This is a genomic window from Nocardiopsis xinjiangensis YIM 90004 (assembly GCF_000341145.1).
In the GTDB taxonomy this organism is placed as follows: domain Bacteria; phylum Actinomycetota; class Actinomycetes; order Streptosporangiales; family Streptosporangiaceae; genus Nocardiopsis; species Nocardiopsis xinjiangensis.
This window is the reverse complement of the sequence record NZ_ANBE01000028.1, coordinates 13,760-37,227: the sequence shown is the minus strand read 5'-3', so window position 1 is coordinate 37,227 and position 23,468 is coordinate 13,760. Positions and strand designations below refer to the sequence as shown.

At 70.4% G+C, this 23,468-nt stretch carries 19 protein-coding genes and 1 pseudogene; all 20 read left to right on the top strand.

From position 1 onward, the window contains the following. The first annotated feature begins 399 nt into the window (after positions 1-399). Complete coding sequence (gene ruvX / locus D473_RS0113935; protein WP_026126937.1) at positions 400-885, top strand: Holliday junction resolvase RuvX; 486 nt, start codon at positions 400-402, stop codon at positions 883-885. Then, entirely contained in the window at positions 885-3,233 is a 2,349-nt protein-coding gene (gene mltG / locus D473_RS0113930; RefSeq protein ID WP_026126936.1) for an endolytic transglycosylase MltG, read from the top strand. The genes ruvX and mltG overlap by 1 nt, the downstream gene beginning before the upstream one ends. Next, a complete protein-coding gene (locus tag D473_RS0113925; protein ID WP_017609677.1) occupies positions 3,234-4,070 on the top strand; it encodes a shikimate dehydrogenase in 837 nt (278 codons plus the stop codon). A 298-nt stretch (positions 4,071-4,368) separates the two neighbouring features. After that, positions 4,369-5,025, top strand: coding sequence for a translation initiation factor IF-3 (infC, locus tag D473_RS0113920; RefSeq protein ID WP_241474796.1), 657 nt, complete (start codon positions 4,369-4,371; stop codon positions 5,023-5,025). A gap of 187 nt (positions 5,026-5,212) precedes the next feature. Next, the gene (rpmI, locus tag D473_RS0113915) at positions 5,213-5,407 is read left to right on the top strand and encodes a 50S ribosomal protein L35 (RefSeq protein WP_017576762.1); all 195 of its coding nucleotides are present in this window, start codon (positions 5,213-5,215) and stop codon (positions 5,405-5,407) included. 172 nt (positions 5,408-5,579) lie between these two features. Then, positions 5,580-5,951, top strand: coding sequence for a 50S ribosomal protein L20 (gene rplT, locus D473_RS0113910; RefSeq protein WP_017609675.1), 372 nt, complete (start codon positions 5,580-5,582; stop codon positions 5,949-5,951). Between the two features lie 15 nt (positions 5,952-5,966). Next, positions 5,967-6,788 carry a TrmH family RNA methyltransferase gene (locus tag D473_RS0113905; RefSeq protein WP_017609674.1) on the top strand — a complete coding sequence of 274 codons (822 nt, stop codon included), beginning with the start codon at positions 5,967-5,969 and terminating at the stop codon, positions 6,786-6,788. A gap of 515 nt (positions 6,789-7,303) precedes the next feature. Continuing rightward, the gene (locus D473_RS0113900) at positions 7,304-8,437 is read left to right on the top strand and encodes a sensor histidine kinase (RefSeq protein ID WP_017609673.1); all 1,134 of its coding nucleotides are present in this window, start codon (positions 7,304-7,306) and stop codon (positions 8,435-8,437) included. Positions 8,438-8,619: 182 nt separating this feature from the next. Continuing rightward, the gene (gene pheS / locus D473_RS0113895) at positions 8,620-9,741 is read left to right on the top strand and encodes a phenylalanine--tRNA ligase subunit alpha (protein ID WP_017609672.1); all 1,122 of its coding nucleotides are present in this window, start codon (positions 8,620-8,622) and stop codon (positions 9,739-9,741) included. After that, a complete protein-coding gene (gene pheT, locus D473_RS0113890; protein ID WP_026126934.1) occupies positions 9,741-12,227 on the top strand; it encodes a phenylalanine--tRNA ligase subunit beta in 2,487 nt (828 codons plus the stop codon). The genes pheS and pheT overlap by 1 nt, the downstream gene beginning before the upstream one ends. A 421-nt stretch (positions 12,228-12,648) precedes the next feature. Further along, positions 12,649-13,875, top strand: coding sequence for an aminotransferase family protein (locus D473_RS0113885; protein WP_017609670.1), 1,227 nt, complete (start codon positions 12,649-12,651; stop codon positions 13,873-13,875). Positions 13,876-14,077: 202 nt separating this feature from the next. After that, entirely contained in the window at positions 14,078-14,533 is a 456-nt protein-coding gene (locus D473_RS0113880) for a MarR family winged helix-turn-helix transcriptional regulator (RefSeq protein ID WP_017609669.1), read from the top strand. Positions 14,534-14,726: 193 nt separating this feature from the next. Continuing rightward, entirely contained in the window at positions 14,727-16,142 is a 1,416-nt protein-coding gene (locus D473_RS0113875) for an NAD(P)/FAD-dependent oxidoreductase (RefSeq protein WP_017609668.1), read from the top strand. Positions 16,143-16,283: 141 nt separating this feature from the next. Beyond that, complete coding sequence (gene argC, locus D473_RS0113870; protein WP_017609667.1) at positions 16,284-17,312, top strand: N-acetyl-gamma-glutamyl-phosphate reductase; 1,029 nt, start codon at positions 16,284-16,286, stop codon at positions 17,310-17,312. A 17-nt stretch (positions 17,313-17,329) separates the two neighbouring features. Next, positions 17,330-18,121, top strand: a complete 792-nt coding sequence (locus D473_RS0113865; RefSeq protein WP_026126933.1) for a bifunctional ornithine acetyltransferase/N-acetylglutamate synthase — start codon at positions 17,330-17,332, stop codon at positions 18,119-18,121. Then, positions 18,118-19,116 carry an acetylglutamate kinase gene (gene argB, locus D473_RS0113860; RefSeq protein WP_017609665.1) on the top strand — a complete coding sequence of 333 codons (999 nt, stop codon included), beginning with the start codon at positions 18,118-18,120 and terminating at the stop codon, positions 19,114-19,116. The genes D473_RS0113865 and argB overlap by 4 nt, the downstream gene beginning before the upstream one ends. After that, positions 19,113-20,325 (top strand): annotated as a pseudogene (locus D473_RS25740) (acetylornithine transaminase). The gene argB and the pseudogene D473_RS25740 overlap by 4 nt, the downstream one beginning before the upstream one ends. Further along, a complete protein-coding gene (argF, locus tag D473_RS0113850) occupies positions 20,322-21,278 on the top strand; it encodes an ornithine carbamoyltransferase (protein WP_017609662.1) in 957 nt (318 codons plus the stop codon). The pseudogene D473_RS25740 and the gene argF overlap by 4 nt, the downstream one beginning before the upstream one ends. Then, positions 21,275-21,811: an arginine repressor gene (locus D473_RS0113845; RefSeq protein WP_017609661.1), complete on the top strand. Its 537-nt coding sequence runs from the start codon at positions 21,275-21,277 to the stop codon at positions 21,809-21,811. Before argF ends, D473_RS0113845 begins: the two co-directional genes overlap by 4 nt. Before the next feature lie 46 nt (positions 21,812-21,857). Continuing rightward, complete coding sequence (gene argH, locus D473_RS0113840; RefSeq protein WP_017609660.1) at positions 21,858-23,312, top strand: argininosuccinate lyase; 1,455 nt, start codon at positions 21,858-21,860, stop codon at positions 23,310-23,312. Positions 23,313-23,468 lie beyond the last annotated feature (156 nt).

The following is a 23,468-nucleotide window of genomic DNA, read 5'->3' as shown; positions in this document are numbered from 1 at the left end:
CGTGCGCCAGGCCACACGCGAGGAGCGGAACCGCACTTGAAAACGTTGATCCGGCTCGCCAACAGGGCTCAGGACCACCCAGGATGCCCCGACGTCCCACGGGGGTGGCCTACACTCGGACGGTACCCGCGTGCACGGAGCACCGTTCCCGCACGGAATGTCGAATCGTGTGCCCAGTCGGGTCCTCCCATACGAGCCGTGCATGAGCGTGCTGCGTGTCGTGACGGATTCGGGCATACTGTGGCGCACCGCAGCCGAACTCACGTCTGTCTGCGCGGTGACGCCCCCGAGTTAGTTGATGAACAGGACCGCCGTGTTGAGGATTTCCCAACCGCGGTGTGGTGCCGTCGACGGCACTCACCGCCCGAGTACCGTCCCCGGAGCAGGGGAGACGGCCTCTTGAGGCACGGTGCACGCTTGGCGATCGACCCCGGCAACGCCCGGATCGGGGTTGCTGCCAGTGACCCCGGCGGCATGCTCGCCAGTCCCGTCGAGACGATCCCGCGTGGCCAGGGCGACAAGCAGCGCATCGCCCAGTTGGTGGTGGAGCGTGAGGCACGTGAGGTCGTGGTGGGTTACCCTGCCTCATTGTCGGGCGAGGAAGGCCCCTCCGCGCGCTCCGCACGGGAATTCGCGCAGGGCCTCGCCCGCCTCCTCCACCCCGTCCCGGTCCGACTGGTCGATGAGCGACTGACGACCGTGACCGCCCAGGGGCAGCTCCTCTCCGGGGCTTCCTTCGGCAAGAAGGGCGCCAAGGGGGGCCGTGCGCGCCGGTCGGTGATCGACCAGGCCGCGGCGACGGTTCTCCTGCAGAGCGCCTTGGACCAGGAACGGTCGACCGGCCGGCCCCCGGGCGAGATCGTTCGCTCCAGCCAAGGAGAATGATGACCGACAGGGATGATTACCCCAACGATCCCTACCGTGGACGTGCCGAGCGCGGTTACGACCATGATCCGCTCAGCGATCCGCCGCCTGCGCATCCCCCGCCGCGGGGACGCCGGGCGCGTAGGGAGCCCTCCGAGGCATGGCCGCAGCAACCGGCGGCGGGCCAGGAGCCGCCTCGCGGGCGGCGGCACCGGTCCGAGCCCCCGGACCCGGGTGATCAACCCTCGCGCCGCAGCGGTGCAGCCGAGGCCCTTCGCGGTGGACGCGCGGCACGCACCGGGGAGGGACGCCCCGAGCACCATGCCCCCGCCCAGGACGCCTTGGCGGCGCTGGCCGAGCTCGGCGGTGACCCGTCGGCCATCCAGGACCCCCGTGCCGACGGTCCCGCGAGCGGCTCCTCCCCGTGGGACGGTGCCCCCGCCGAGGAGGCCGACCCCGGTCCCCGCCGCGGGCGCCGGCAGCGCGTCGAGGCCCCGGATCCCGACGGCCGGGCTCTCGAGGAGCCGCCCTCCGGCCGCCGTTCGCGCCGCCGCGCCCGGCCCGAGCAGAACTCCGGGGACGGTTTCCTCGCCGAGGTTCCCGACGAGACCGATGTCTTCGACAGCGGCAACTTCCCGGGCGTGCACACCTCCGCCGACTCCGGGGTCTTCTCCCGCGTGAAGGACGAGGACGAGGAGGAGGAACCTCCGCGCCGCCGCAGCCGCCGTCGCCGACGAGCCGAGGACAGCGGTTCGATGCCCGCCCCGGAGCCCTGGGACAGTGGTGCCCACGACGCTGATGCCCGGCACTCGGGGGCCTTCGCGGCGACCGGACCCGAGCCGGAGCCCGAACCGGAGGAACCACGGCCCCCTCGGCGGTCCCGGCGTGCCCGCCGTGCGGCCGAGCAGGAGGCCGGGACCGCCCCTGCGGCGGAAACGGCCCAGGAGGAGGAACCCCAGAAGGAGCCCCGCTCCCGCCGCCGGGGCCGCGGACGGCGTCCCCGCCGTGCGGCCGAGCAGGAGGCCGAGACCGCCCCTGCGGCGGAAACGGTCCAGGAGGAGGAGCCCCAGAAGGAGCCCCGCTCCCGCCGCCGGGGCCGTGGACGGCGTCCCCGCCGCAAGGGGGCGCCGGTCGAAGAACCCGAAGCGGCCGAGGAGACCGTCGAGGCACAGGAAGAAGAGCCCGAGGACGACGAGGACCACGAGCCCGGACTCGCCGACATCGCAGAGGCCTACGGAGGCAGCCGCAGCAGCCGCCGCAAGCTCAAGGAGGCCCAGCGCCGCGCCCAGAACAAGGGCAAGCAGGGCAGGAAGGCCAGGGGCGGCAAGCAGGGCAAGAACCGGATGGGCCTCATGGCCACGGTCCTGGTGCTGGCCATCGCCGGTGGTGGTTTCGGTGTGGGGCGCCTCTACGTCTTCCCCGCCGATCACGAGGGCGAGGGAACGGGCGAGGTCACCTTCGTCATCGAGGAGGGCGAGAGCGGCGCCGCCGTCGCGGAGAACCTCGCCGACGAGAACGTGGTCGCGAGCAAACGCTCCTTCACCAACGCCCTGGGTGCCGTGCCCGACCAGGAGCTCACCCCCGGCACCTACCGCCTCGCCGAGGAGATGAGCGCCGAGCACGCTGTCGAGGCCCTGTTCGACTCGGACAACCGCCTCGGCGGGCGGGTGAGCATCCCCGAGGGCCTGCGTGCCGAGCGCATAATGCGCTCGATCGACGAGCAGACCGCCATCAGTGAGGCGGAGCTGCAGGAGGCCTACGAGCAGACCGAGGAACTCAACCTCCCCGACTACGCGACGGAGGGGCCCGAGGGTTACCTCTTCCCCTCGACCTACCGTTTCGAGCCCGACGCCGATCCGCTGTCCGTACTCAAGACCATGGTCACGCAGTACCGTCAGACCGCCGACGAGATCGATCTCGAGGGCCGCGCCGCAGAGGTCGGCTACGACCCCAACGAGATCATGGCCATCGCCTCGATCGTGCAGGCCGAGAGCGGTAGCGCCGAGGACATGCCCAAGATCTCCCGTGTGGTGCACAACCGGCTCGACATCGACATGCCGCTGCAGATGGACAGCACCTGCTTCTACGCCATCGACACCTACGGCATCGCGCTCGACAACGACCAGCTCGCCGAGTGCGAGGCCGACACCAGCGGGTTCGACACCTACTACAACACCGGTCTGATCCCGGGCCCGTTCGTGGCGCCGGGGGTGGACGCCATCGAGGCCGCCCTGGAACCGGAGGAGGGCGACTGGCTCTACTTCGTTGCCACCGACCCCGAGAACGGCGTGACCGAGTTCACCGACAGCCACGAGGAGTTCGAGGAGCTCAAGGCGCGGTTCCAGGAGAACTGGGGAGGTGGCGAGTAGATGCGCGCCGCCGTCCTGGGTTCCCCGGTGGCCCATTCCCTCTCGCCCGTTCTGCACGGAGCCGCCCACCGCTCCATGGGCCTGGAGGGGTGGGCCTATGGCCTGCACGAGTGTGAGGAGGATGAGCTCGCCCCGTTCCTGCGCGGTCTCGGTGCGGACTGGGCCGGCCTGTCGCTGACCATGCCGCTCAAGCGCAGGGCCATGGAGCTGGCCGACCGGGTCTCGCCCACGGCCCGGGCCGTGGGCGGTGCCAACACCCTGGTGCGGGCCGGCGACGGTTCCTGGGGTGCCCACAACACCGATGTCGAAGGCATCACCACCGCTCTGACCGAGGCCGGGATCAAGGCACCGCGCCGTTGCCTGGTGCTCGGCGCGGGCGCCACCGCGGCCTCCGCGCTCGCGGCCCTGCGGGAACTGGACGTGCAGGAGTCCCTCACCCTCCTGGCTCGCAACGTCGCGCGCACCGGGGAGGTCTCCGAGGCGGTCCGCAGGCTCGGCCTCGACATCGAGGTGGCCCCTCTGGAGGAACTGGAGGACCGCATCGACGTCGACCTGGTGGTGTCCACGCTGCCCTCGGGGGCGGCCGACCGCTACCGTGACGCACTGGCCGCTTCCCGCGCCGACCTGTTCGACGTGGTCTACGCCCCCTGGCCCACGGAGGCCGCACGCGCGGTCGCCGGGCGAGGGGGCCGTGTGGTCGGGGGCTTCCCGATGCTGCTGCACCAGGCCGTGGCCCAGGTGCGCCTGATGACCGGGCGCGAGGACGTCCCGGTCGATGCCATGCGCGCGGCGGGGGAGGCCGAGCTGGACCGCCGTGCGCGTGAGGCGCGGAACTGAGTGTCCCGAGCGCTTCCGGCGCCTGGTATATTGGTGCACAACGACTTGGTCCGGTGCGTTTCGAGCACACCGGACGCGCAAGCGGAGGTGTTCCTCCCACCCGCCGGGTACCGCCCGAGTGGGTTCCGGCCCGTCGATACGGGCCCGACGTCGCGTGCGGCACCGGTGAGGCCGGTGTTCTACGGCGTCGGCCCGTGACGGAATAATCCGGTCGGTACGCCCCGCTTGCATTCGCTGGCGGGGTTTTCGCGTTTCACGGGGACCCCGACCCGGTCGACCGGAACACCCGAGGGTGGCCGTGCGGCCGAGCGGACCGCCCACCGGGCGGCCGGTCCCAGGTAATCCGAGAAAGCTAGGGAGGGGTCCCATCAGCGCCGAGCCCCGCATCAATGACCGTATCCGGGTTCCCGAGGTCCGACTCGTCGGACCCAACGGTGAGCAGGTCGGAATCGTCTCGGTCCAGGACGCGCTGCGTCTGGCCCAGGAGTCCGACCTCGACCTCGTCGAGGTCGCACCGACCGCCCGTCCTCCGGTCGCCAAGCTGATGGACTACGGCAAGTACAAGTATGAGTCCGCGGTCAAGGCACGCGAGTCGCGCAAGAACCAGTCGAATACGATCATCAAGGAGATCAAGCTCCGCCCGAAGATCGACCCGAACGACTACGAGACCAAGAAGGGTCACGTCGTCCGGTTCCTCAAGGGTGGGGACAAGGTCAAGGTGACGATCATGTTCCGTGGTCGCGAGCAGTCCCGCCCCGAGCTGGGTCGCCGGCTGCTGGCACGCCTCGCGGAGGACGTCAAGGATCTCGGCCAGGTCGAATCCCAGCCGAAGCAGGACGGCCGCAACATGGTCATGGTGATCGGTCCGCACAAGCGGCGTTCCGAGCACAAGGCCGAGGCCCGAGCGGCTGCTGCGGGGGAGAAGTCCCGCCGCGAGCAGCGCGACAAGGCCTAGCGGCGACAGGGCTGGTCCTCCACCGCCCGGCCGACGCCCAGGCGGAGACCGGGTGGTGGGAAGGGCTGTGCGCCCAGCGGTCCAGATGCGCGAGGCGGCGCCCTCGAGGGCCCGCCGTAGCAGCGGAAGAACAGCGTGACCCGTTTCGAGCGGGATACGCGCCGACGGAGTAGGAGACGACGGCGACATGCCGAAGAACAAGTCCCACAGTGGAGCCAAGGACCGTTTCCGGGTCACCGGTTCCGGCAAGATCATGCGCCGCCGTGCCAACAAGAACCACATCCTCGAGCACAAGACCTCCAAGCGTAAGCGCCGTCTCTCCGACGAGGTCGTGCTCGCTCCCGCGGACGAGAAGAAGATCTCGAAGCTCCTCGGTAGGTAAGACCGGCTGATACAGCCGAGCCGACGAGTCTGTCGTCCGCCGGCGGTGAAGCGCAGTCGCTGTGCCGCCGCCCCCGGGGACACCCCACACCTGAAGCGAACACGGCCGCCGGGCCTCGACCCGGGCCGGTCGGCGCGCCGTGCGCGCCGGAAGAGACTATGAGGGAGTCACAGTGGCACGCGTGAAGCGGGCTCTCAACGCCAAGAAGAAGCGCAAGGTCATCCTCGACCGTGCAAGTGGTTACCGCGGTCAGCGTTCGCGCCTGTACCGCAAGGCCAAGGAGCAGATGCTCCACTCGATGACGTACTCCTACCGGGACCGCAAGGACCGGAAGGGGCAGTTCCGTCGTCTGTGGATCCAGCGTATCAACGCTGCTTCCCGCGTTCACGGGATGACCTACAACCGCCTCATCCAGGGCCTGAAGCTGGCCGAGATCGAGGTCGACCGTCGCATGCTGGCCGAGCTGGCCGTCAACGACGAGGCTGCGTTCGCCGCGCTCGTCGAGAAGGCCAAGCAGGCCTTGCCGGCTCAGACCGCGGCCTGACGGAACGGTAGCGCCTTGGTGAGTCACGAGTTCACGAGTATCCGGTCACCCAGGATCAAGGGGGTTCGGCGGCTCGCCAAGCGCACCTTCCGACAACGTGAGCGGCGTTTCCTCGTGGAAGGGCCGCAGGCGGTGCGTGAGGCCCTGGCGGCCGAAGGGCGCCGGGGCACGGGCGTGGTGGAGCTCTTCGCCACGGCCGAGGCCATGCGCCGCCACGTGGAACTGGTGGACTCCGCCCATGGGGCGGGGTTGCCGGTACACAGGGTCAGCTTGGAGGTCATGTCCGAGTTGGCCCAGACCGTCAGTCCGCAGGGCATCATCGCCGTCTGCGAGTTCGTCGACGTCCCTCTGGAGAGTGTCGGCGATGTCCGGTTGGCGGTCGTCCTCTCCCACGTCCGGGACCCGGGCAACGCCGGAACGGTACTGCGTACCGCAGATGCGGCCGGGGCGGACGTGGTCGTCTTCACCGACGCCTCCGTGGACCCCTACAACGGTAAGTGCGTGCGCGCTTCCGCCGGCAGCCTGTTCCACCTTCCCGTGGTGGTGGGCGCCCCGGTCAACGAGGCGGTCGAGGCGCTGCGCCGCTGCGGTGCCCGTGTGTTGGCCGCCGACGGCAGCGGCACCGAGGACCTGCACGAGGTCGCCGACGCCGGTGGTCTCGACGGTCCGGTCGGCTGGGTCTTCGGCAACGAGGCCTGGGGGCTGCCCAAGGACGTCGTGTCCCTGACGGACGGCGCGGTCAGCGTCCCGATCTACGGCGGGGCCGAAAGTCTGAATCTGGCCACGGCCGCAGCGGTGTGTCTTTACACGACCGCGCGGCAGCAGCGCCGGCCCTGATCCCTCTCTCGAGTCGTCTGTGTCGGTCCAGCTGACCCCGGATTCGATTACGCACAGTAGGTGGATCCGATGCTCGGGTGGTGCCTGTTCCGGGCTTCCGGAAAGACCCTGTTCCCATGGTCCGATGACCCGATCTATCCGAAATGCACGTGCACCATTGCTCGGGGCCGATAGGGTCTGACCCGGATCGCGGTGGTTCAGGTGTAGCAGCTGCGGACCCGCATGCCCTTACCCGTGTCGCGGGTAGAACGGTGCGTCCGAGCCCTCGGACGGGCAGGCTTGACGACAACGCGTGAGCGTCTGACGGGGCCTCTCGGCGGACCGGGTGCGCGGAGTTCCGCGGTCCCCTATACGCTCGACCCCCGCCATGTGCGGCCGACCGGGGAGGTCGGGCGTACCGTTCGGGGGTGCAGGGTAGACCGCCTGCGGAGTTCTCGCGGGTACGACAACGAGCCGGTCGACGGTTCGCGGCCCGGGTGCTGTGATCGTGGACCTTCGAGGGAGCGGGGAGAGGCGTGGGCAGCGGCCGGAAGGCGGACCAGCCGACGGGGGACTCGGACGGCGCGCACACATACCCGTCCAACGGGATGGTGCCGGGGGCCGAGAAGGCCGGGGGGCCCGACTCCGGTCTACGCGCGGACGACCTCCCCGACGGTCTCGTGGTGGCCGATGCCCGCGGCCGCGTCATCCTCTTCAACAGCCTCGCCGCCCAACTCACCGGGATCCCCGCCGAGACCGCCCTGGGAAGCGACTTCCGCTCGGCCCTGCCGTTCGTGGGCCCCGACGGGCACGACTGGTGGGAGGCCAGCAACCCCTACGGCGGCGCCCGAGACCGGGTCCGCCAGGCCGAGCGTTCCCTCTCCCTGCCCGACGAACGCGAGGTCCTCGTCGCCGCCCGCTACGTGCGGGCACGGCCCGAGGGCGACCTCATCCGCCTCGTGGTCACACTGCGCGACGCCGCCACCCGCGCCGAACGCAGCAGGGCCGACCTGGTCTCCGAGGTCGCCCACGAACTGCGTTCGCCCCTCACCAGCGTCAAGGGCTTCACCTCGACCCTGCTCACCAAGTGGGAGCGTCTGACCGACAAGCAGAAGCTCTTCATGCTGGAGACGGTCAACGCCGACGCCGACCGTGTCACCCGCCTCATCCACGACCTCCTCGACGTCTCACGTATCGAGTCCGGCCGCCTCGAGGTGCGCCGCCAGGTCGTCGACCTGCACGAGGCCGTCCGGCGCGTGGTCGCCGGCCGCGTCTTCTCCGGCGAGGACGAGGCCCGCTTCGACGTCCGCGTCCACAACGAGATCCCGCAGATGTGGCTCGACCCCGACAAACTCGAACAGATCCTGGCCAACCTCGTGGAAAACGGGGTACGGCACGGCGCTGGTACTGTCAGTGTGGTGATCGAGCCGTGTGAAGGAGGAGCAGCGGTGTCGGTGCGCGACGAAGGCCAGGGTATTGCGCCCGAGACCATTCCGCGCGTCTTCCGCCAGTTCTGGCGCAGCAAGCGCCGGAGCGGCACCGGCCTCGGGCTCTTCATCGTGAAGGGCCTGGTGGAGGCCCACGGCGGAACGATCACCGTCGGACGCGCCCCCGGTGGCGGTGCCGAGTTCCGATTTACCGTGCCCGCCGGGGCGCCCGAGTTCGTCTGAGCAGATCAGTCACTCCAGCATCCCGGTGGGCGCAACGGCCGGCCCCGGTGTCCCGTATCCGGCTCTCCCGTGGCCTGCCCGAAACCCGTCTGTGCTTCCTGTCGGCTTCGTCCGCCCCGAGCGGACCGTGACTGCCGTGCGCCCCGACCCCTGGGCCGGGGCCAGCGGCGAGGCAACCCATCATGTCTGCACCCAACAATTCCTACGACCCGGTCGAGGTGACACCCCTGCACCCCGACGAGGTCGCCCGTATGCGCGAGGAAGCGCTGTCGGCCATCGAGGCCGCCGGCGACCTCGGCGAACTCAAGGAGGTCCGGCTCGCCCACGCCTCGGACCGTTCCCCACTGGCTCTGGCCAACCGGGAGATCGGCGCTCTGCCGCCGGCCGCCAAGGCCGACGCCGGAAAGCGCGTGGGCGGGGCCCGCCGCGATGTCGGCCAGGCCCTCAAGGCCCGCCAGGCCGTCCTGGAGACCGAGCGCGACGAGCGGGTCCTCGTGGAGGAGCGCGTCGACGTCACCCTGCCCTGGGACCGCACGCTCCGCGGCGCGCGCCACCCGCTGACCACCGTCGCCGAGCGCATGACCGACGTGTTCGTCGGCATGGGCTTCGAGGTCGCCGAGGGCCCCGAGGTCGAGGCCGAGTGGTTCAACTTCGACGCCCTCAACTTCGAGCCGGACCACCCCGCCCGCACGATGCAGGACACCTTCTTCGTGGAGAGCGGGAAGAGCGGCGACTCCGGCATGGTCCTGCGTACCCACACCTCTCCGGTCCAGGTGCGCGCCCTGCTCGAGCGCGAGCTGCCGGTCTACGTGGTCGCTCCGGGCAAGACCTTCCGCACCGACGAGCTCGACGCCACGCACACCCCGGTCTTCCACCAGCTCGAGGGCCTGGTCGTGGACCGGGGCATCACCCTGGCCCACCTGCGCGGTGCCATCGACTCCTTCGTCGGCGCCGTCTTCGGTGAGGGCCTGCGCACGCGCTTCCGTGCTTCCTACTTCCCCTTCACCGAGCCCTCGGCCGAAGTGGACATGGAGTGCTTCGTGTGCCGGGGTGCTTCCGTGGGCAATCCCGATGNCCCCCCCTGCCGTACCTGCTCCAGCGAGGGCTGGATCGAGATCGGCGGCTGCGGTGTGGTGAACCCGCGGGTGCTGACGGCCGCCGGGGTCGACCCCGAGGTCTACAGCGGCTGGGCCTTCGGCCTGGGCATCGAACGGACACTGATGTTCGCGCACGGGGTGCGCGACATGCGCGACATGGTCGAGGGCGACATCCGCTTCTCCTCGGCGTTCGGGAGTGAGATCTGATGCGAGTCCCCATGACCTGGCTGCGGGAGTACGTCGACCTGCCCGCCGACGTGACCGCACGCGACCTCGCCGGTCGCCTGACCCTGGCCGGCCTGGAGGTCGAGACCGTCGACACCCTCGGCGCCGACCTGAAGGGCCCGCTCGTTCTCGGCCGTGTCCTGGAGATCGAGGAACTCACCGGCTTCAAGAAGCCCGTCCGCTTCTGCCGCGTCGACGTCGGCGAGGCCAACGGCACCGGTGAGCCCCAGGAGATCGTCTGCGGTGCACGCAACTTCTCCGAGGGCGACCTGATCGTTGCCGTCCTGCCCGGCGCGGTCCTGCCCGGCGGTTTCGAGATCGGGGCGCGCAAGACCTACGGCCGGATGTCGGCCGGCATGATCTGCTCGGCCACCGAACTGGGCCTGTGGGAGGACCACACCGGCATCGTCGTGCTGCCCGAGGGCTTCGGTGAACCGGGCCAGGACGCCGTCGGCCCCTTGGGCCTGCGCGAGGACGTGCTCGACATCGCCGTCACCCCCGACCGCGGGTATGCGCTGTCGATGCGGGGCGTGGCCCGTGACACCGCCACGCTCTACGGGGCCGACCTGCTCGACCCGGCCGAGATCGGCGTCGCCGAGCCCACGGGTGAGGGGCACCCCGCCGCGATCGCGGACCCGGCCCTGGCCGGCCGACTCGTCCTGCGCGGGGCCACCGGGTTCGACCCCGAGGCGCCCACCCCGCTGTGGATGAAGCGCCGCTTGCACCAGAGCGGTGTGCGTCCCGTCTCCCTGGCCGTGGACGTGACCAACTACGTCATGCTCGAGCTCGGCCAGCCGCTGCACGCCTGGGACCGGGAGCGCCTCCGGGGTACCGTCACCGTGCGCGCAGCGGAGGCGGGGGAGAAGCTGGAGACCCTGGACCACGTGCGCCGCTCCCTCGACCCCGACGACATCGTCATCGCCGATGAGAGCGGTGCGCAGGCGATCGCCGGTGTCATGGGCGGGCTCGACACCGAGATCGGTCTGAGCTCCACCGACGTGCTGGTGGAATCCGCCCACTTCGACCAGATGCACATCGCGCGCGCCTCCCGGCGCCATCAGCTGTCCTCGGAGGCCTCGCGCCGCTTCGAGCGCGGTGTCGACCCGGCCGTGCAGCTCGCCGCCGCCACCCGCGCCGTCGAGCTCCTCGCCGAACTGGGCGGGGCGAGCGCCGAGAGCGCCTACACCCACGTCACACGGCCGGCGCCGGAGCGCACCATCACGATGCGTGCCTCCCATCCGGGGTCGGTGGCCGGGGTCGACTACCCCGAGGGCACTGCCGAGAAGCACCTGCGGGCCATCGGCTGCACCGTGGAGGGCGGCGACGGGATCCTCACGGTCACCCCGCCCACGTGGCGCCCCGACCTGGAGGACCCCAACGACCTCGCCGAGGAGATCATCCGGTTCGAGGGGTACGAGAACATCCCGGCGGTGCGGCTGAGCGGGCCCGGGCGCGGTCTGAGCGACAGCCAGCGCCTGCGCCGCGCCTTCGGGCGTACGCTCGCGGACACCGGCCACACCGAGGTGCTCAGTTACCCGTTCGTGGGTGAGCGTGATCTGGACGGTCTCCAGCTCGGGGCGGAGGACCCGCGCCGTGACAGCGTGCGCCTGGCCAACCCGCTCAACGACGGGGAACCGCTGCTGCGCACGACGCTGCTTCCGGGGTTGTTCAAGAGCCTGGCCCGCAATGTCAGCCGTGGCTTCCACGACGTGGCGTTGTTCGAGACGGGCCTGGTCTACCTGCCCAGCCACGGCGGTGACGCACCGATCCTGTCGGTGGAGCGCGGCCCGAGCGCCGAGGAGATCGCGCGTGTGGACGCCGCTCTGCCGCACCAGCCCCGCCGCACCGGTGTGGTCCTGGCCGGCCGCGCCGAGCGCGCCGGCTGGTGGGGTCAGGGGCGTGAGGCCATCTGGGCCGACGCGATCCAGGCCGTCCGCGACCTGGCCCGTGTCGCCGGTGTCGGGTTGGAGGTCGAGGCCGCGGAGTACGCGCCGTGGCACCCCGGCCGCTGCGCCGCGCTGTACGTGCGTGTGAACGGTGAGCGTGTGCTCGCCGGCCATGCCGGGGAGCTGCACCCGCGCGCGATCCAGGCTTTCGGCCTGCCCGCCCGCACAGCGGCCGCCGAGGTCGATCTGGACGTGGTCGAGAGCGCCCGCACCCGGGTGGGTGCCCCGGAGGTCTCCACCTACCCGGTCGCCACTCAGGACGTGGCGCTGATCGTGGACGAGAAGGTCCCGGCAGGGACGCTCAGCGACGCCTTGGCCGAGGGAGCCGGGGACCTGTTGGAGAGCGTGCGCCTGTTCGACGTCTACACGGGCGATCAGGTCGGTGAGGGAAACAAGTCCGTCGCTTTCGCGCTGCGCTTCCGCGCCCCCGACCGCACCCTGACCGCGGAGGAGGCCGGGGCCGCCCGCGACGCCGCCGTCGCCGTGGCCGCCGAGCGCACCGGGGCGAGCCTGCGCGGCTGAGGCCGGAGNCCCCCCCCCCCCCGCCGTCGTGTGTCGAATCGGTTCTGTAACCCCTGCACATCCCTGTCGCGGTACGAAACGCTCGATAGAAGCCCCCCTCGAACAAAAAATTTTCGAGGCTGTTTTTCCTGCGTAGGGCGGGTTTTGGGGAGAAGTGCCGGGGGTAGCTCGCATGATCTTCGGGTTTGGGGGCATGAAGCTTCGTTTTGCCTCTTGCTGTGAGGCACTCATCACGCTTAGCCTGCAAGCACCTGCCGCAACCGGACGTCCGGGTGTAGGTCGGATTCAACCTGGGTTCATCCACTGCGCTCTGCGCAAGTCACGGCTCGGAGGTCGCCATATGACCGAAACGGTTGTCTCATCCGCACTCGCTCCCAAAGAACACCGGGAGCCCAGCCGTCTCTGGCACACGTTCTGCGATATGAACACCGTGGCCAAGGGGCCGGAGTTCGTGGTGGCCCGCGCAGAGGGCGTGTGGCTGTGGGACGACTCCGGTGACCGGTTCCTGGACGGTACGTCGAGCCTCTGGTATTGCAACGTAGGGCACGGACGCACCGAGATCGCGGATGCCGTCCACCGCCAGATGAGCACGCTGGACGCGTACACCGTCTACAACGACTTCGCCAACGTCCCCGCGATCGAGCTCAGCGAGCGCCTCGCCGCACACGCGCCCGTGGTCGACCCCCGTGTGATGCTCACTTCCGGGGGAGGGGAAGCCATCGACACCGCGGCCAAGCTGGCCCGCCGTTACTGGTACGCCCTGGGGCGTGCCGACAAGACCCACCTCATCAGCCGTACCGCCGGATACCACGGCCTCAACGGCTTCGGTACCAGCATGATCGGGATGAACCGTTTCCGCACCGGCTTCGGGGAGATGGTCCGCGACACCTCCGTGGTCCCCCACGAGTCGGCCGCCGCGGTCGAGGAGGAGATCCTGCGGGTGGGGCCGGAGAACGTGGCCGCGTTCTTCGCCGAGCCGGTCATCGGCGCCGGCGGTGTGTACGCGCCCGAGCGCGACTACTTCACCGAGGTGGCCCGCATCTGCCACCAGTACGACGTCCTGTTCGTCGTCGACAGCGTCATCTGCGGGTTCGCACGCCTGGGCAACTGGTTCGGGATCGAGCGCTTCGGTGTCAGCCCGGACATGATCGTCTTCGCCAAGGGTGTCTCCAGCGGGTACCTGCCCCTGGGCGGTGTCGTGGTCAACGGCCGGGTCGCCGACCCCTTCTGGAACCAGGAGGGAAACCCGTTCGTGCACGGCACCACCTACGCGGGCCACCCGACCTGTTGCGCGGCGGCGATGGCCAACCTCGACATCCTCGAGCGGGAGGACCTCTTCACCGTCTCGCTGGAGGTCGAGCGCCATCTCGACAGTGCCTTGCGGGGGTTGGAGGCCCACCCGCTGGTCGAGGAGGTGCGTTCGGGCGTCGGTGTGATGGGCGCGGTGGAACTCACCGAGGAGGCCCTGACCGAGCGCGGCATCACCACGGCGGAGGTCTTCGCCGAGACCCGCGCCCGCGGAGTGGTCGTTCGTCCGATCCCCGATGCGCTGCTGGTCTCTCCACCGCTGATCATCACCTGGGAACAGATCGACCACCTCGCCTCGACGCTGTACGGGGCGCTGGACGCGGTGGCCGCCCGTCATTGAAAGGATCCCGACGGCCACGTCCGGTTCGCCGGTGGCCCCTCGTGATCGGTCGAGGCCGGTTGCGGTGGGCCACCGGCTCGTTTTGTGTCTTGTGGAACTGCGGAAAACTTGTCCCCGGCTCTCCTTCATGTAGTAATGTTTGCTAGGAAGATACTTCTTAGGCGTGGTGCGTGAGTGCCCCGCCGAAACGAAGGGGACGGGCATGGGAGTACACGCGACCGACGACGACCTCATCACCGCCTGGGGGTTGGTGCACGAGGCGATGAACTCGATACAGCCGAAGTTGCTGGGCGGCATCACCCCCGACGGCAAAGACATGTCCGGTCCCTGGTTCGAGGTCCTCATCAGGCTCCAGCGCACCCCCGAGCACCGTCTTCCCATGAGTCGCTTGGCACGGGAGGTCAGTCTGAGTACCGGCGGGTTCACCAAGCTGGCCGACCGGCTCGAGCGCGAGGGGTACCTGGTGCGGGAGAACTGTGCGGAGGACCGCCGGGTCGTCTACGCCTCCCTCACCGAGGGCGGGGTCGCCTTCATCGAGGAGGTCAGGGCAAGGCACGTCCGGCGTCTGCGCGAACACGTGCTCGAGCCTCTGGGGGAGGACGGGGTTCGACAACTCACCACAATCGCACGTACGCTCCGTGACAGTGTATCTGCGTAGTGTTTTCGGAATCTGTCCCGAGGTCCGGTCAGCCCGGTTGACGAAGGTCTGGATCTACCCGAATCATCAGAAAACGCCCCGCAATCCGTCTTTCGCATGTAAATTGGCGTGAGGTTCGGGGGAGCCACGCGGGGTGGCTGTGGATACAGAGGTTCCGGGGGAAATGATGCGACTCTTCACTGCTGCCGCGCAGATGAGGCGGATCCCTCGATCCCCACGTTTTGTCAACGGCGCCGTCTCCTTCTGGTATCGCGAGCTCGGCCAGCCCCAGCGCCGTGAACCGCTCGGGGGCGACGCCGACTACGACGTCTGTGTCGTGGGCGCCGGGTACACGGGGTTGTGGACGGCGTACTACCTCAAGAAGGAACGGCCCGACCTGCGGGTGGCCGTCGTCGACCGCTACTTCGCGGGTTTCGGCGCTTCGGGCCGCAACGGCGGATGGCTGTCGGCGGAGTTCCCGGGCCCGCGCGAGCGCTACGCCCGCTCCCACGGCAAGGCCATGATGATCGCTTTCCAGCGCGCGCTGATGCGCACCGTGGACGAGGTCGTGCGCGTGGCCGGGGACGAGGGCATCGAGGCCGACGTCCACCAGGGCGGCATGCGCTTGGTGGCCACCAACACGGCCCAGCGCGAGCGGCTCACCCGCGACATCGAGCACCTGCAGGAGTGGGGCTACTGGCCCGACGACCTGCACATGGTCGACCCCGGCCAGGATCAGGGGGTCGCGGTGGAAGGGCTCACCGCGGCCGCCTACTCGCCCCATGCGGCACGCGTCCAGCCGGCCAAGCTCGTGCGCGGTCTGGCCGACACCGTCGAAGCACTGGGTGTGGACCTGTACGAGGGCACGACCGTCACCGAGATCCGTCCGCGGCGCGGTGCGGCCCGCCCGGCCGCCGTCACCGAGCTCGGTACGGTCCACGCCGACCACGTGATCCGCGCGACCGAGGGTTACACCGCCACGATGCGCGGTCTGCGCCGCGACTGGCTGCCCATGCACGCCTCGATGATCGCGACCGAACCCGTGCCGGCCGAGCTGTGGGAGCGCATCGGCTGGGAGGGCCGCGAGGTCCTCGGCGACAGCGCCCACACCTACGTCTACGCACAGCGCACGGCCGACGACCGGATCGCCATCGGCGGGCGGGGCGTGCCCCACCGTTTCGGCTCCGAGCCCGACGCCGAGGGCGCCACCCAGCCGCACGCCATCGCCGAGCTGTGGCATTCCTTGGTCCGCTTGCTGCCCGACGCCTCCGAGGTCCCCATCGAGCACGCCTGGTCCGGGGTGCTGGGCGCGCCCCGCGACTGGTCGCCCACGGTCGACCTGGACACGGAGAGCGGGCTCGGCTGGGCCGGCGGTTACGTCGGCAGCGGAGTGGCCACCAGCAATCTGGCCGGGCGCACCCTGCGCGATCTGCTCCTGCGCCGGGAGACCGAACTGACCCGCTTGCCGTGGGTGGGGCGTCGGGTCCGCGGTTGGGAGCCCGAGCCCCTGCGTTGGGTCGGCACCCGGGTCACCAACGGGCTCTACCGCACCGCTGACCGGCGCGAGTCCGGCTCGGCCGGTCACACCTCGCGCTTGGCGGGGCTGGCGGGCCGGATCTCCGGACGCTGACCGGCCCCGGGCCGTCAGCGCATGCCCCGACCCCGGCAGGAGAGAGACCGCTCACATCGAGGGCGGAGCGCTCCAGAGGTCTTGCATAAATTTACAGCCGAATGCATGATGGTTCAGTCAGGATCGATTGGGGAGACCATCATGGGATACACGGCGGCCATCGCCGGAGCCAGCGGCTATGCCGGGGGCGAGTTGCTGCGTCTGCTGCTCGACCACCCCGAGATCGAGATCGGCGCCGTCACGGCGGGAAGCAACGCCGGGACCCCGCTGATCGAGCACCAGCCGCACTTGCGACCCCTGGCCGACCGGATCCTGGCCCCCACCACGGTCGAGGTGCTGCGCCGCCACGACGTCGTCTACCTCGCCCTCCCGCACGGGCAGTCCGCCGAGATCGCCGAACAGCTCGGCGACGACGTGCTCGTCGTCGACTGCGGTGCCGATTTCCGGCTCACCGATGCCGCCACCTGGGAACGCTTCTACGGTACTCCGCACGCCGGCACCTGGCCCTACGGTCTTCCCGAACTCCCGGGACAACGCGAGCGCCTGACCGGGGCCCACCGCATCGCCGTGCCCGGCTGCCACGTCACCGTCGCCACCCTGGGCCTCTTCCCCGGACTGGCCGAACAGCTCGTGGAACCCGACCTGACCGTCGTCGCGGTCACCGGCACCTCCGGCGCGGGCAAGGCACCCAAACCCCACCTGGTCGGCAGCGAGGTCATGGGAGCCCTCAGTCCCTACGGGGTCGGCGGACAACACCGCCACAACCCCGAGATCATCCAGAACCTGACCGCCGTTGCGGGCGAGAGCGTGTCCCTGTCCTTCACACCCGTCCTCGCCCCCCTGCCTCGCGGGATCCTCTCCACCTGCACCGCTCCCCTCAAGCCCGGTGTCACCGCCGCCCAGGTCCGCGCCGCCTACGAGGCCACCTACGCCGACGAACCCTTCGTCGACGTGCTGCCCGAGGACACCTGGCCCAACACCGCCATGACCCTGGCCGCCAACACCACCGCGGTCCAGGTCACCGTCGACCCCGACGCCGGCCGCATGGTGGCCGTCGCAGCTCTGGACAACCTCACCAAGGGCACCGCCGGCGGTGCCCTGCAGAGCACCAACCTCGCCCTCGGCCTGCCCGAAACGACCGGCCTCCCGCGCACCGCGGTGGCTCCGTGACCCAGAAAGGCTCCACCGTGAGTGTCTCTGCACCGCGCGGCTTCCGCGCTGCGGGCGTGGCCACCGGTACCGGCCCCGAAGGGGCGCGGGACCTGGCCCTGGTCGTCAACGACGGACCCTCCCGTGCAGCGGGCGCCGTGTTCACCACCGCCGAAGGGCCNGGGGGCCCCGCCGCACCGGTCCTGTGGTCGCGCCAGGTCGTCAGCGGCGGCCGTGCGCGCGCCGTGGTCGTCGACACCGGCGCCACCGACCCCGCCCCCGGCCCCGCCGGGTTCCAGGCCGTGCACGCCCTGGCCGAGCACACCGCCGAGGCCCTGTCGGACTCGGCCGCCGAGGTGCTCGTCTGTGCCGCCGGGGCCCCGGGGGTCCGGCCCGACGGTGAACCCCTGCGCCGGGCCGTGGCCGACGCCGTGTCCGAAGCGGCACGGTCGGGCGGACTGTCCGCCGCCGATGCGGTGCGCACCACCGACACCGTGGCCAAGTTCGCCTTCCAGCGCGGCGAGGGTGTGACCGCCGGCGGTATGGCCAAGGGCCCCGACGCAGCACTGAGCACCGCCTTGTGCGTACTCACCACCGACGCCGAACTCACCCCCGGGCAGTGCGGTGCCCTGGTCGAGACCGTGGCCGCACACACCCTCGCCCCGCTCACCGGGCCCGGCGACACCGTCGTACTCCTGGCCAGCGGGGCCGCCGAGACCACGATCGACGAGCGGACCGTCGCCGCGCTGCTGACGAAGGTGTGCGAGGATCTCGCCGCCCAGATCGCCGCGGACACCGCCACCACAGAGGACGAGCAGGCCCACACATGATCGCGCGCCCCTCACAGCCCGAAGAGTCGGAGGAACAGGCAGAGGCCAGGGACAAGGCCGCCAACCTCATCGAGGCACTGCCCTGGCTCTCGCGTTTCCACGGCCGCACCGTCGTGGTCAAGTACGGCGGCAACGCCATGATCAACGAAGAGTTGCGCGTCCGTTTCGCCGAGTCCATCGTCTTCCTGTACTACGCCGGGCTGCGCCCCGTGGTCGTGCACGGCGGCGGACCGCAGATCAACGCCATGCTCGACCGCGTCGGCGTGGAGTCCACCTTCACCGCCGGCCTGCGCGTGACCACCGACGAAGCCATGGACGTGGTCCGTATGGTCCTGACCGGCCAGGTCAATCGCGAGATCGTCGGCCTGATCAACCAGCACGGTCCCTTCGCCGTCGGTGTCTCCGGCGAGGACGCCGACATCGTGCAGGCCGAGCGCAAGCAGGTCGAGGTCGACGGCGAGACCACCGACATCGGCCGCGTCGGCGAGATCCGCGAGGTCACGCCCGGCCCCGTCTCCGCGCTCATCGGCGATGGGCGCATCCCGGTGATCTCCAGCGTCGCCCGCGCCGACGACGGCGGTGTCTACAACGTCAACGCCGACACCGCCGCCTCCGCGCTCGCCGTCGCCCTGGGCGCCGGCAAGCTCATCATGCTCACCGACGTCGAGGGACTGTTCGCCGACTATCCGGACAACACCGAGCTCATCAGCCGCCTCGACGCCGATGAGCTGCGCGCGCTCCTGCCTTCCCTCTCCTCGGGCATGCTCCCGAAGATGGAGGCCTGCCTGCGGGCCGTGGAGGGCGGCGTGCCCCAGGCCCACATCATCGACGGCCGTGTCCCGCACTCCCTGCTCCTGGAGGTCTTCACCGACCAGGGCGTGGGCACGATGGTCGCCGACGCCGAGCTCGAGGCCGCCCTGCTCCGCGGGAACGGACACCTGCCCCGGACCCAGCGGCACCAACAGACCGACCAGACCATCGGAGAAGCACAGTGACCAGCAGCAGCGACCTGCGCGAGCGCTTCACGGACGCACTCATGCCGAACTACGGCAGTCTCCAGATCGCCCTCACCCTCGGACGCGGCTGCGAGGTCTACGACGCAGACGGCCGCCAGTACCTCGACCTCATCGCCGGGATCGCCGTCTCCGCGCTCGGACACGGCCACCCCGCCCTGGTCAAGGCCGTCGCCCACCAGTCGGCCACACTCGCCCACTCCAGCAACCTCTTCATCAACGAGCGCGAGGTCGAGCTCGCCGAACGCCTCGTCTCCCTCGTGGGCGGGGACGCCAAGGTCTTCTTCGCCAACTCCGGCACCGAGGCCAACGAGGCCGCCCTCAAGCTGGTCAAACGTGNGTGCCCCCCCCCCGGCCCGCCACTACTTCGTGGCCGCCACCGGCGGGTTCCACGGCCGTACCTCCGGCGCTCTGGCCCTGACCGGCAAGGACACCATCCGCGAACCCTTCGGCCCCTACGGGATGGAGGTGCGCTTCGTTCCCCACGGCGACCTGGAGGCCCTGCGCGAGGCCGTCGACGAGCACTGCGTCGCCGTCTTCACCGAGCCCTTGCAGGGCGAGGCCGGTGTCGTGCCCCCGCCCGAGGGCTACCTCTCCGGGGTCCGCGAGATCTGCGACAACACCGGCGCCGCCTTCGTCCTCGACGAGATCCAGAGCGGCATCGGCCGCACCGGCCACTGGTTCGCCCACCAGGCCGATGACGTGCGCCCCGACGTGGTCACCCTCGCCAAGGGGCTGGGCGGCGGGCTGCCCATCGGCGCCTGCATCGGCCTGGGCCGGTTCGCCGACGTCTTCCACAAGGGCGACCACGGCTCCACCTTCGGAGGCAACCCCGTGGCCTGCGCTGCTGCCCTCGCCGTCCTCGATACCCTCGAACAGGAGGGGCTGCTCGCCCACACCACCGTCATGGGTGACCTGTTGGCCGAGCAGATCGACGCACTGGACCACCCGCTGCTCTCCGGGCAGCGGGGTGTGGGCCTGTGGCGCGCCCTCACACTCACCGCACCGCACGCGGCACATGTGCAGGAACAGGCAGCGGTGCGGGGATTCCTGGTCAACGCGGTCGCTCCCGACGCGATCAGGGTCGCCCCGCCGCTGGTCATCACACCCGAGCAGATCGGTGTGTTCATCGAGGCCCTGCCGACCATCCTGGACGCCGCAGAGGCCGCAGCCACCAAGGAGACGCCATGACCCGCCACTTCCTGCGCGACGACGACCTCAGCCCCGCGGAACAGGCCCGGGTGCTGGACATCGCCGACGACATGAAGGCCGACCGTTTCGGGCACCGCCCGCTCGCCGGTCCCCGCACCGTCGCGCTTCTGTTCGACAAGCCCTCCACCCGCACGCGCCTGTCCTTCTCCGTGGGGGTGTCCGACCTGGGCGGCAGCCCGCTCGTCCTGGACTCGAACACCACCCAGATGGGCCGCGGTGAACCGCTCGGCGACACCGCCCGGGTCCTGGAACGCCAGGTCGCCGCCATCATCTGGCGCACCTATGAGCAGAAGGACCTGGAGGAACTGGCCTCGCTCGTGGGGGTCCCGGTCGTCAACTCGCTGACCGACAGCTTCCACCCCTGCCAGGTCCTGGCCGACCTGCAGACCATCCGGGAGCACAAGGGCGAGCTGGCCGGCCGCACACTCGCCTACCTCGGCGACGGCGCCAACAACATGGCCCACTCCTACCTGCTCGGCGGCGCGACCGCGGGCCTGCACGTGCGCATCGGAGCACCGGAGGGCCACCACCCCGACGGGGAGGTGCTCGCTCGCGCCGAGCAGATCGCCGAGGGGACCGGCGGTTCGGCCACCGTCACCACCGATCCCCGCGCAGCCGCTGAGGGGGCCGACGTCGTGGCCACCGACGCCTGGGTCTCGATGGGCCAGGAGGAGGAGGCCGCCGAGCGCGATGCCCCCTTCCGGCCCTACATCGTCGACAGTGCTCTGATGGAGACCGCCGGTCCCGAGGCGATCGTGCTGCACTGCCTGCCCGCATACCGGGGCAAGGAGATCAGCGCCGAGGTCCTCGACGGGCCCCGGAGCGCGGTCTGGGACGAGGCCGAGAACCGGCGCCACGCCCAGAAGGCACTGCTGGCCTACCTGCTCCACGTCGCGGACACACCCGAAGACGAGCTCGTGGGCCAGCAGTGACCGGAACGGAGTCCGGCGGGGGCACACCGATGACCAAGGCCGCCCGCCACGCTCGGATCACGGATGTCCTGCAGAGCGCGGACATCCGTTCCCAGGGCGAGCTGGCCAGACGTCTGAGCGAAGCAGGGGTCCAGGTCACCCAGGCCACTCTCTCCCGCGACCTCGACGAACTCGGTGCGGTCAAACTCCGCACCGCGGACGGGTACCTGGCCTACGTCATGCCCGGGGAAGGGGGCGAGCGCCTGCAGCGCACCCGCCCCGACACCCTCGATCTGGGCCAGGTGTCCGGTGCGCGGCTCACCCGCTTGGCAGAGGACCTGCTGGTCTCGGCCGAGGCCTCCGCCAACATGGTCATCGTCCGTACCCCGCCCGGCGCGGCGCAATACCTGGCCTCGGCCATCGACCACACCGACTTCCACGCCGTCCTGGGCACCATCGCCGGCGACGACACCATCCTCGTCATCTCCCGCGAGCCCCAGGGCGGTGACGACGTCGCGGCCGCTCTGCTGCGCCTGGCCGACCGAAGACCCTGATCCGGGACCACATCCTCGACCGACAAGCATTCAGAAGGAGGCCGCCATGGCCGACCACACCGGCACCGACCAGCCGGGTGAGGACCAGCCCGAGGCACTGCGACTGTGGGGCGGCCGGTTCGAGGGCGGCCCCGACCAGGCCCTCGCCCGGCTCTCGCTGAGCACCCATTTCGACTGGCGCCTGGCCCGGCACGACATCGCCGGTTCACGTGCCCACGCCCGAGCCCTGCACCGCGCGGGGCTGCTCGGCGACGACGAGCTGGAAGGCATGATCGAGGGCCTGGACCGTCTGGAGGCCGACGTGGCCTCGGGCGCCTTCGTCCCCGTCCTGGAGGACGAGGACGTGCACACGGCCCTGGAACGCGGCCTCCTGGAGCGAGTGGGCCCCGATCTGGGCGGACGCCTGCGCGCGGGCCGTTCGCGCAACGACCAGATCGCCACCCTGGTGCGCATGTACCTCCGCGAGGAGGCGCGCGCCATCGCCGACCGGCTCCTGGACCTGGTCGGGGCCCTGGCGGATCAGGCCGCCGCCCACCCCGAAGCGGCCATGCCCGGCCGCACCCATCTGCAGCACGCCCAGCCCGTGCTCCTGGGCCACCAACTCATGGCACACGCCTGGCCGCTCATGCGCGACGTCGAGCGCTTGCGCGACTGGGACCGCCGCGCCGCCGTGTCCGCTTACGGTTCGGGCGCGCTGGCCGGCTCCTCCCTCGACCTGGACCCCGAGGCCGTCGCCGCCGAACTGGGATTCCCCGCGTCCGCCGAGAACTCCATCGACGGCACCTCGGCGCGCGACGTGGTCGCCGAGTTCTCCTTCGTCACCGCGATGATCGGCGTGGACCTGTCCCGGTTGTCGGAAGAGGTCATCGTCTGGGCCACGAAGGAGTTCTCCTTCGTCACCCTCGACGACTCCTTCTCGACCGGTTCGTCGATCATGCCGCAGAAGAAGAACCCCGACGTGGCCGAGCTGGCCCGGGGAAAGTCCGGTCGCATGATCGGTGACCTGACCGGCCTGCTCGCCACCCTCAAGGGCCTGCCGCTGGCCTACAACCGGGACCTGCAGGAGGACAAGGAGCCGGTCTTCGACGCCGTCGACACCCTCCACCTGCTGCTGCCGGCCATGTCGGGGATGGTCGCCACTCTGACCTTCCACACCGACCGCATGTCCGAACTGGCGCCCCAGGGTTTCTCCCTGGCCACCGATATCGCCGAGTGGCTGGTGCGCGAGCGCGTGCCCTTCCGCGAGGCCCACGAGATCGCGGGCGCCTGCGTACGCGAGTGCGAGGAGCGCGGTATCGACCTTCCCGACCTGACCGACGAGGACTTCGCGAAGATCTCGCCGCGATTGACCCCGGACGTGCGCGAGGTCCTGGTGGTGCCCGGCTCGCTCGCTTCCCGCTCCGGCAAGGGCGGCACCGCCCCCGTCCGTGTGGCCGAACAGCTCGAGCGCCTGCGCGCCGGAGTGCAGGAACACCGCAAGGCCTTCGCGGCACAGGACTGATCCCGGACCGGAGTGTCCACCCGTGGCCCCCGCCTCACGAGCACCGACGAATCGATGCTCGTGAGACGGGGGCTCATTGCGTTTCGAGATTCCCCTCTCACAGAGCGTAGGTGTGCGATAGCGTCCTGATCCTGCGGGCACTACACGTGGTCCTTC

What these genes read in the sequence shown, in the direction of transcription:
- D473_RS0113880 (WP_017609669.1), top strand. Translation starts at nt 14,078, where the DNA reads ATGGGAGTACACGCGACCGACGACGACCTCATCACCGCCTGGGGGTTG.
- D473_RS0113885 (WP_017609670.1), top strand. Translation starts at nt 12,649, where the DNA reads ATGAACACCGTGGCCAAGGGGCCGGAGTTCGTGGTGGCCCGCGCAGAG.
- argF (WP_017609662.1), top strand. Translation starts at nt 20,322, where the DNA reads ATGACCCGCCACTTCCTGCGCGACGACGACCTCAGCCCCGCGGAACAG.
- D473_RS0113875 (WP_017609668.1), top strand. Translation starts at nt 14,727, where the DNA reads ATGAGGCGGATCCCTCGATCCCCACGTTTTGTCAACGGCGCCGTCTCC.
- argC (WP_017609667.1), top strand. Translation starts at nt 16,284, where the DNA reads ATGGGATACACGGCGGCCATCGCCGGAGCCAGCGGCTATGCCGGGGGC.
- mltG (WP_026126936.1), top strand. Translation starts at nt 885, where the DNA reads ATGACCGACAGGGATGATTACCCCAACGATCCCTACCGTGGACGTGCC.
- argH (WP_017609660.1), top strand. Translation starts at nt 21,858, where the DNA reads ATGGCCGACCACACCGGCACCGACCAGCCGGGTGAGGACCAGCCCGAG.
- rpmI (WP_017576762.1), top strand. Translation starts at nt 5,213, where the DNA reads ATGCCGAAGAACAAGTCCCACAGTGGAGCCAAGGACCGTTTCCGGGTC.
- pheT (WP_026126934.1), top strand. Translation starts at nt 9,741, where the DNA reads ATGCGAGTCCCCATGACCTGGCTGCGGGAGTACGTCGACCTGCCCGCC.
- argB (WP_017609665.1), top strand. Translation starts at nt 18,118, where the DNA reads ATGATCGCGCGCCCCTCACAGCCCGAAGAGTCGGAGGAACAGGCAGAG.
- D473_RS0113925 (WP_017609677.1), top strand. Translation starts at nt 3,234, where the DNA reads ATGCGCGCCGCCGTCCTGGGTTCCCCGGTGGCCCATTCCCTCTCGCCC.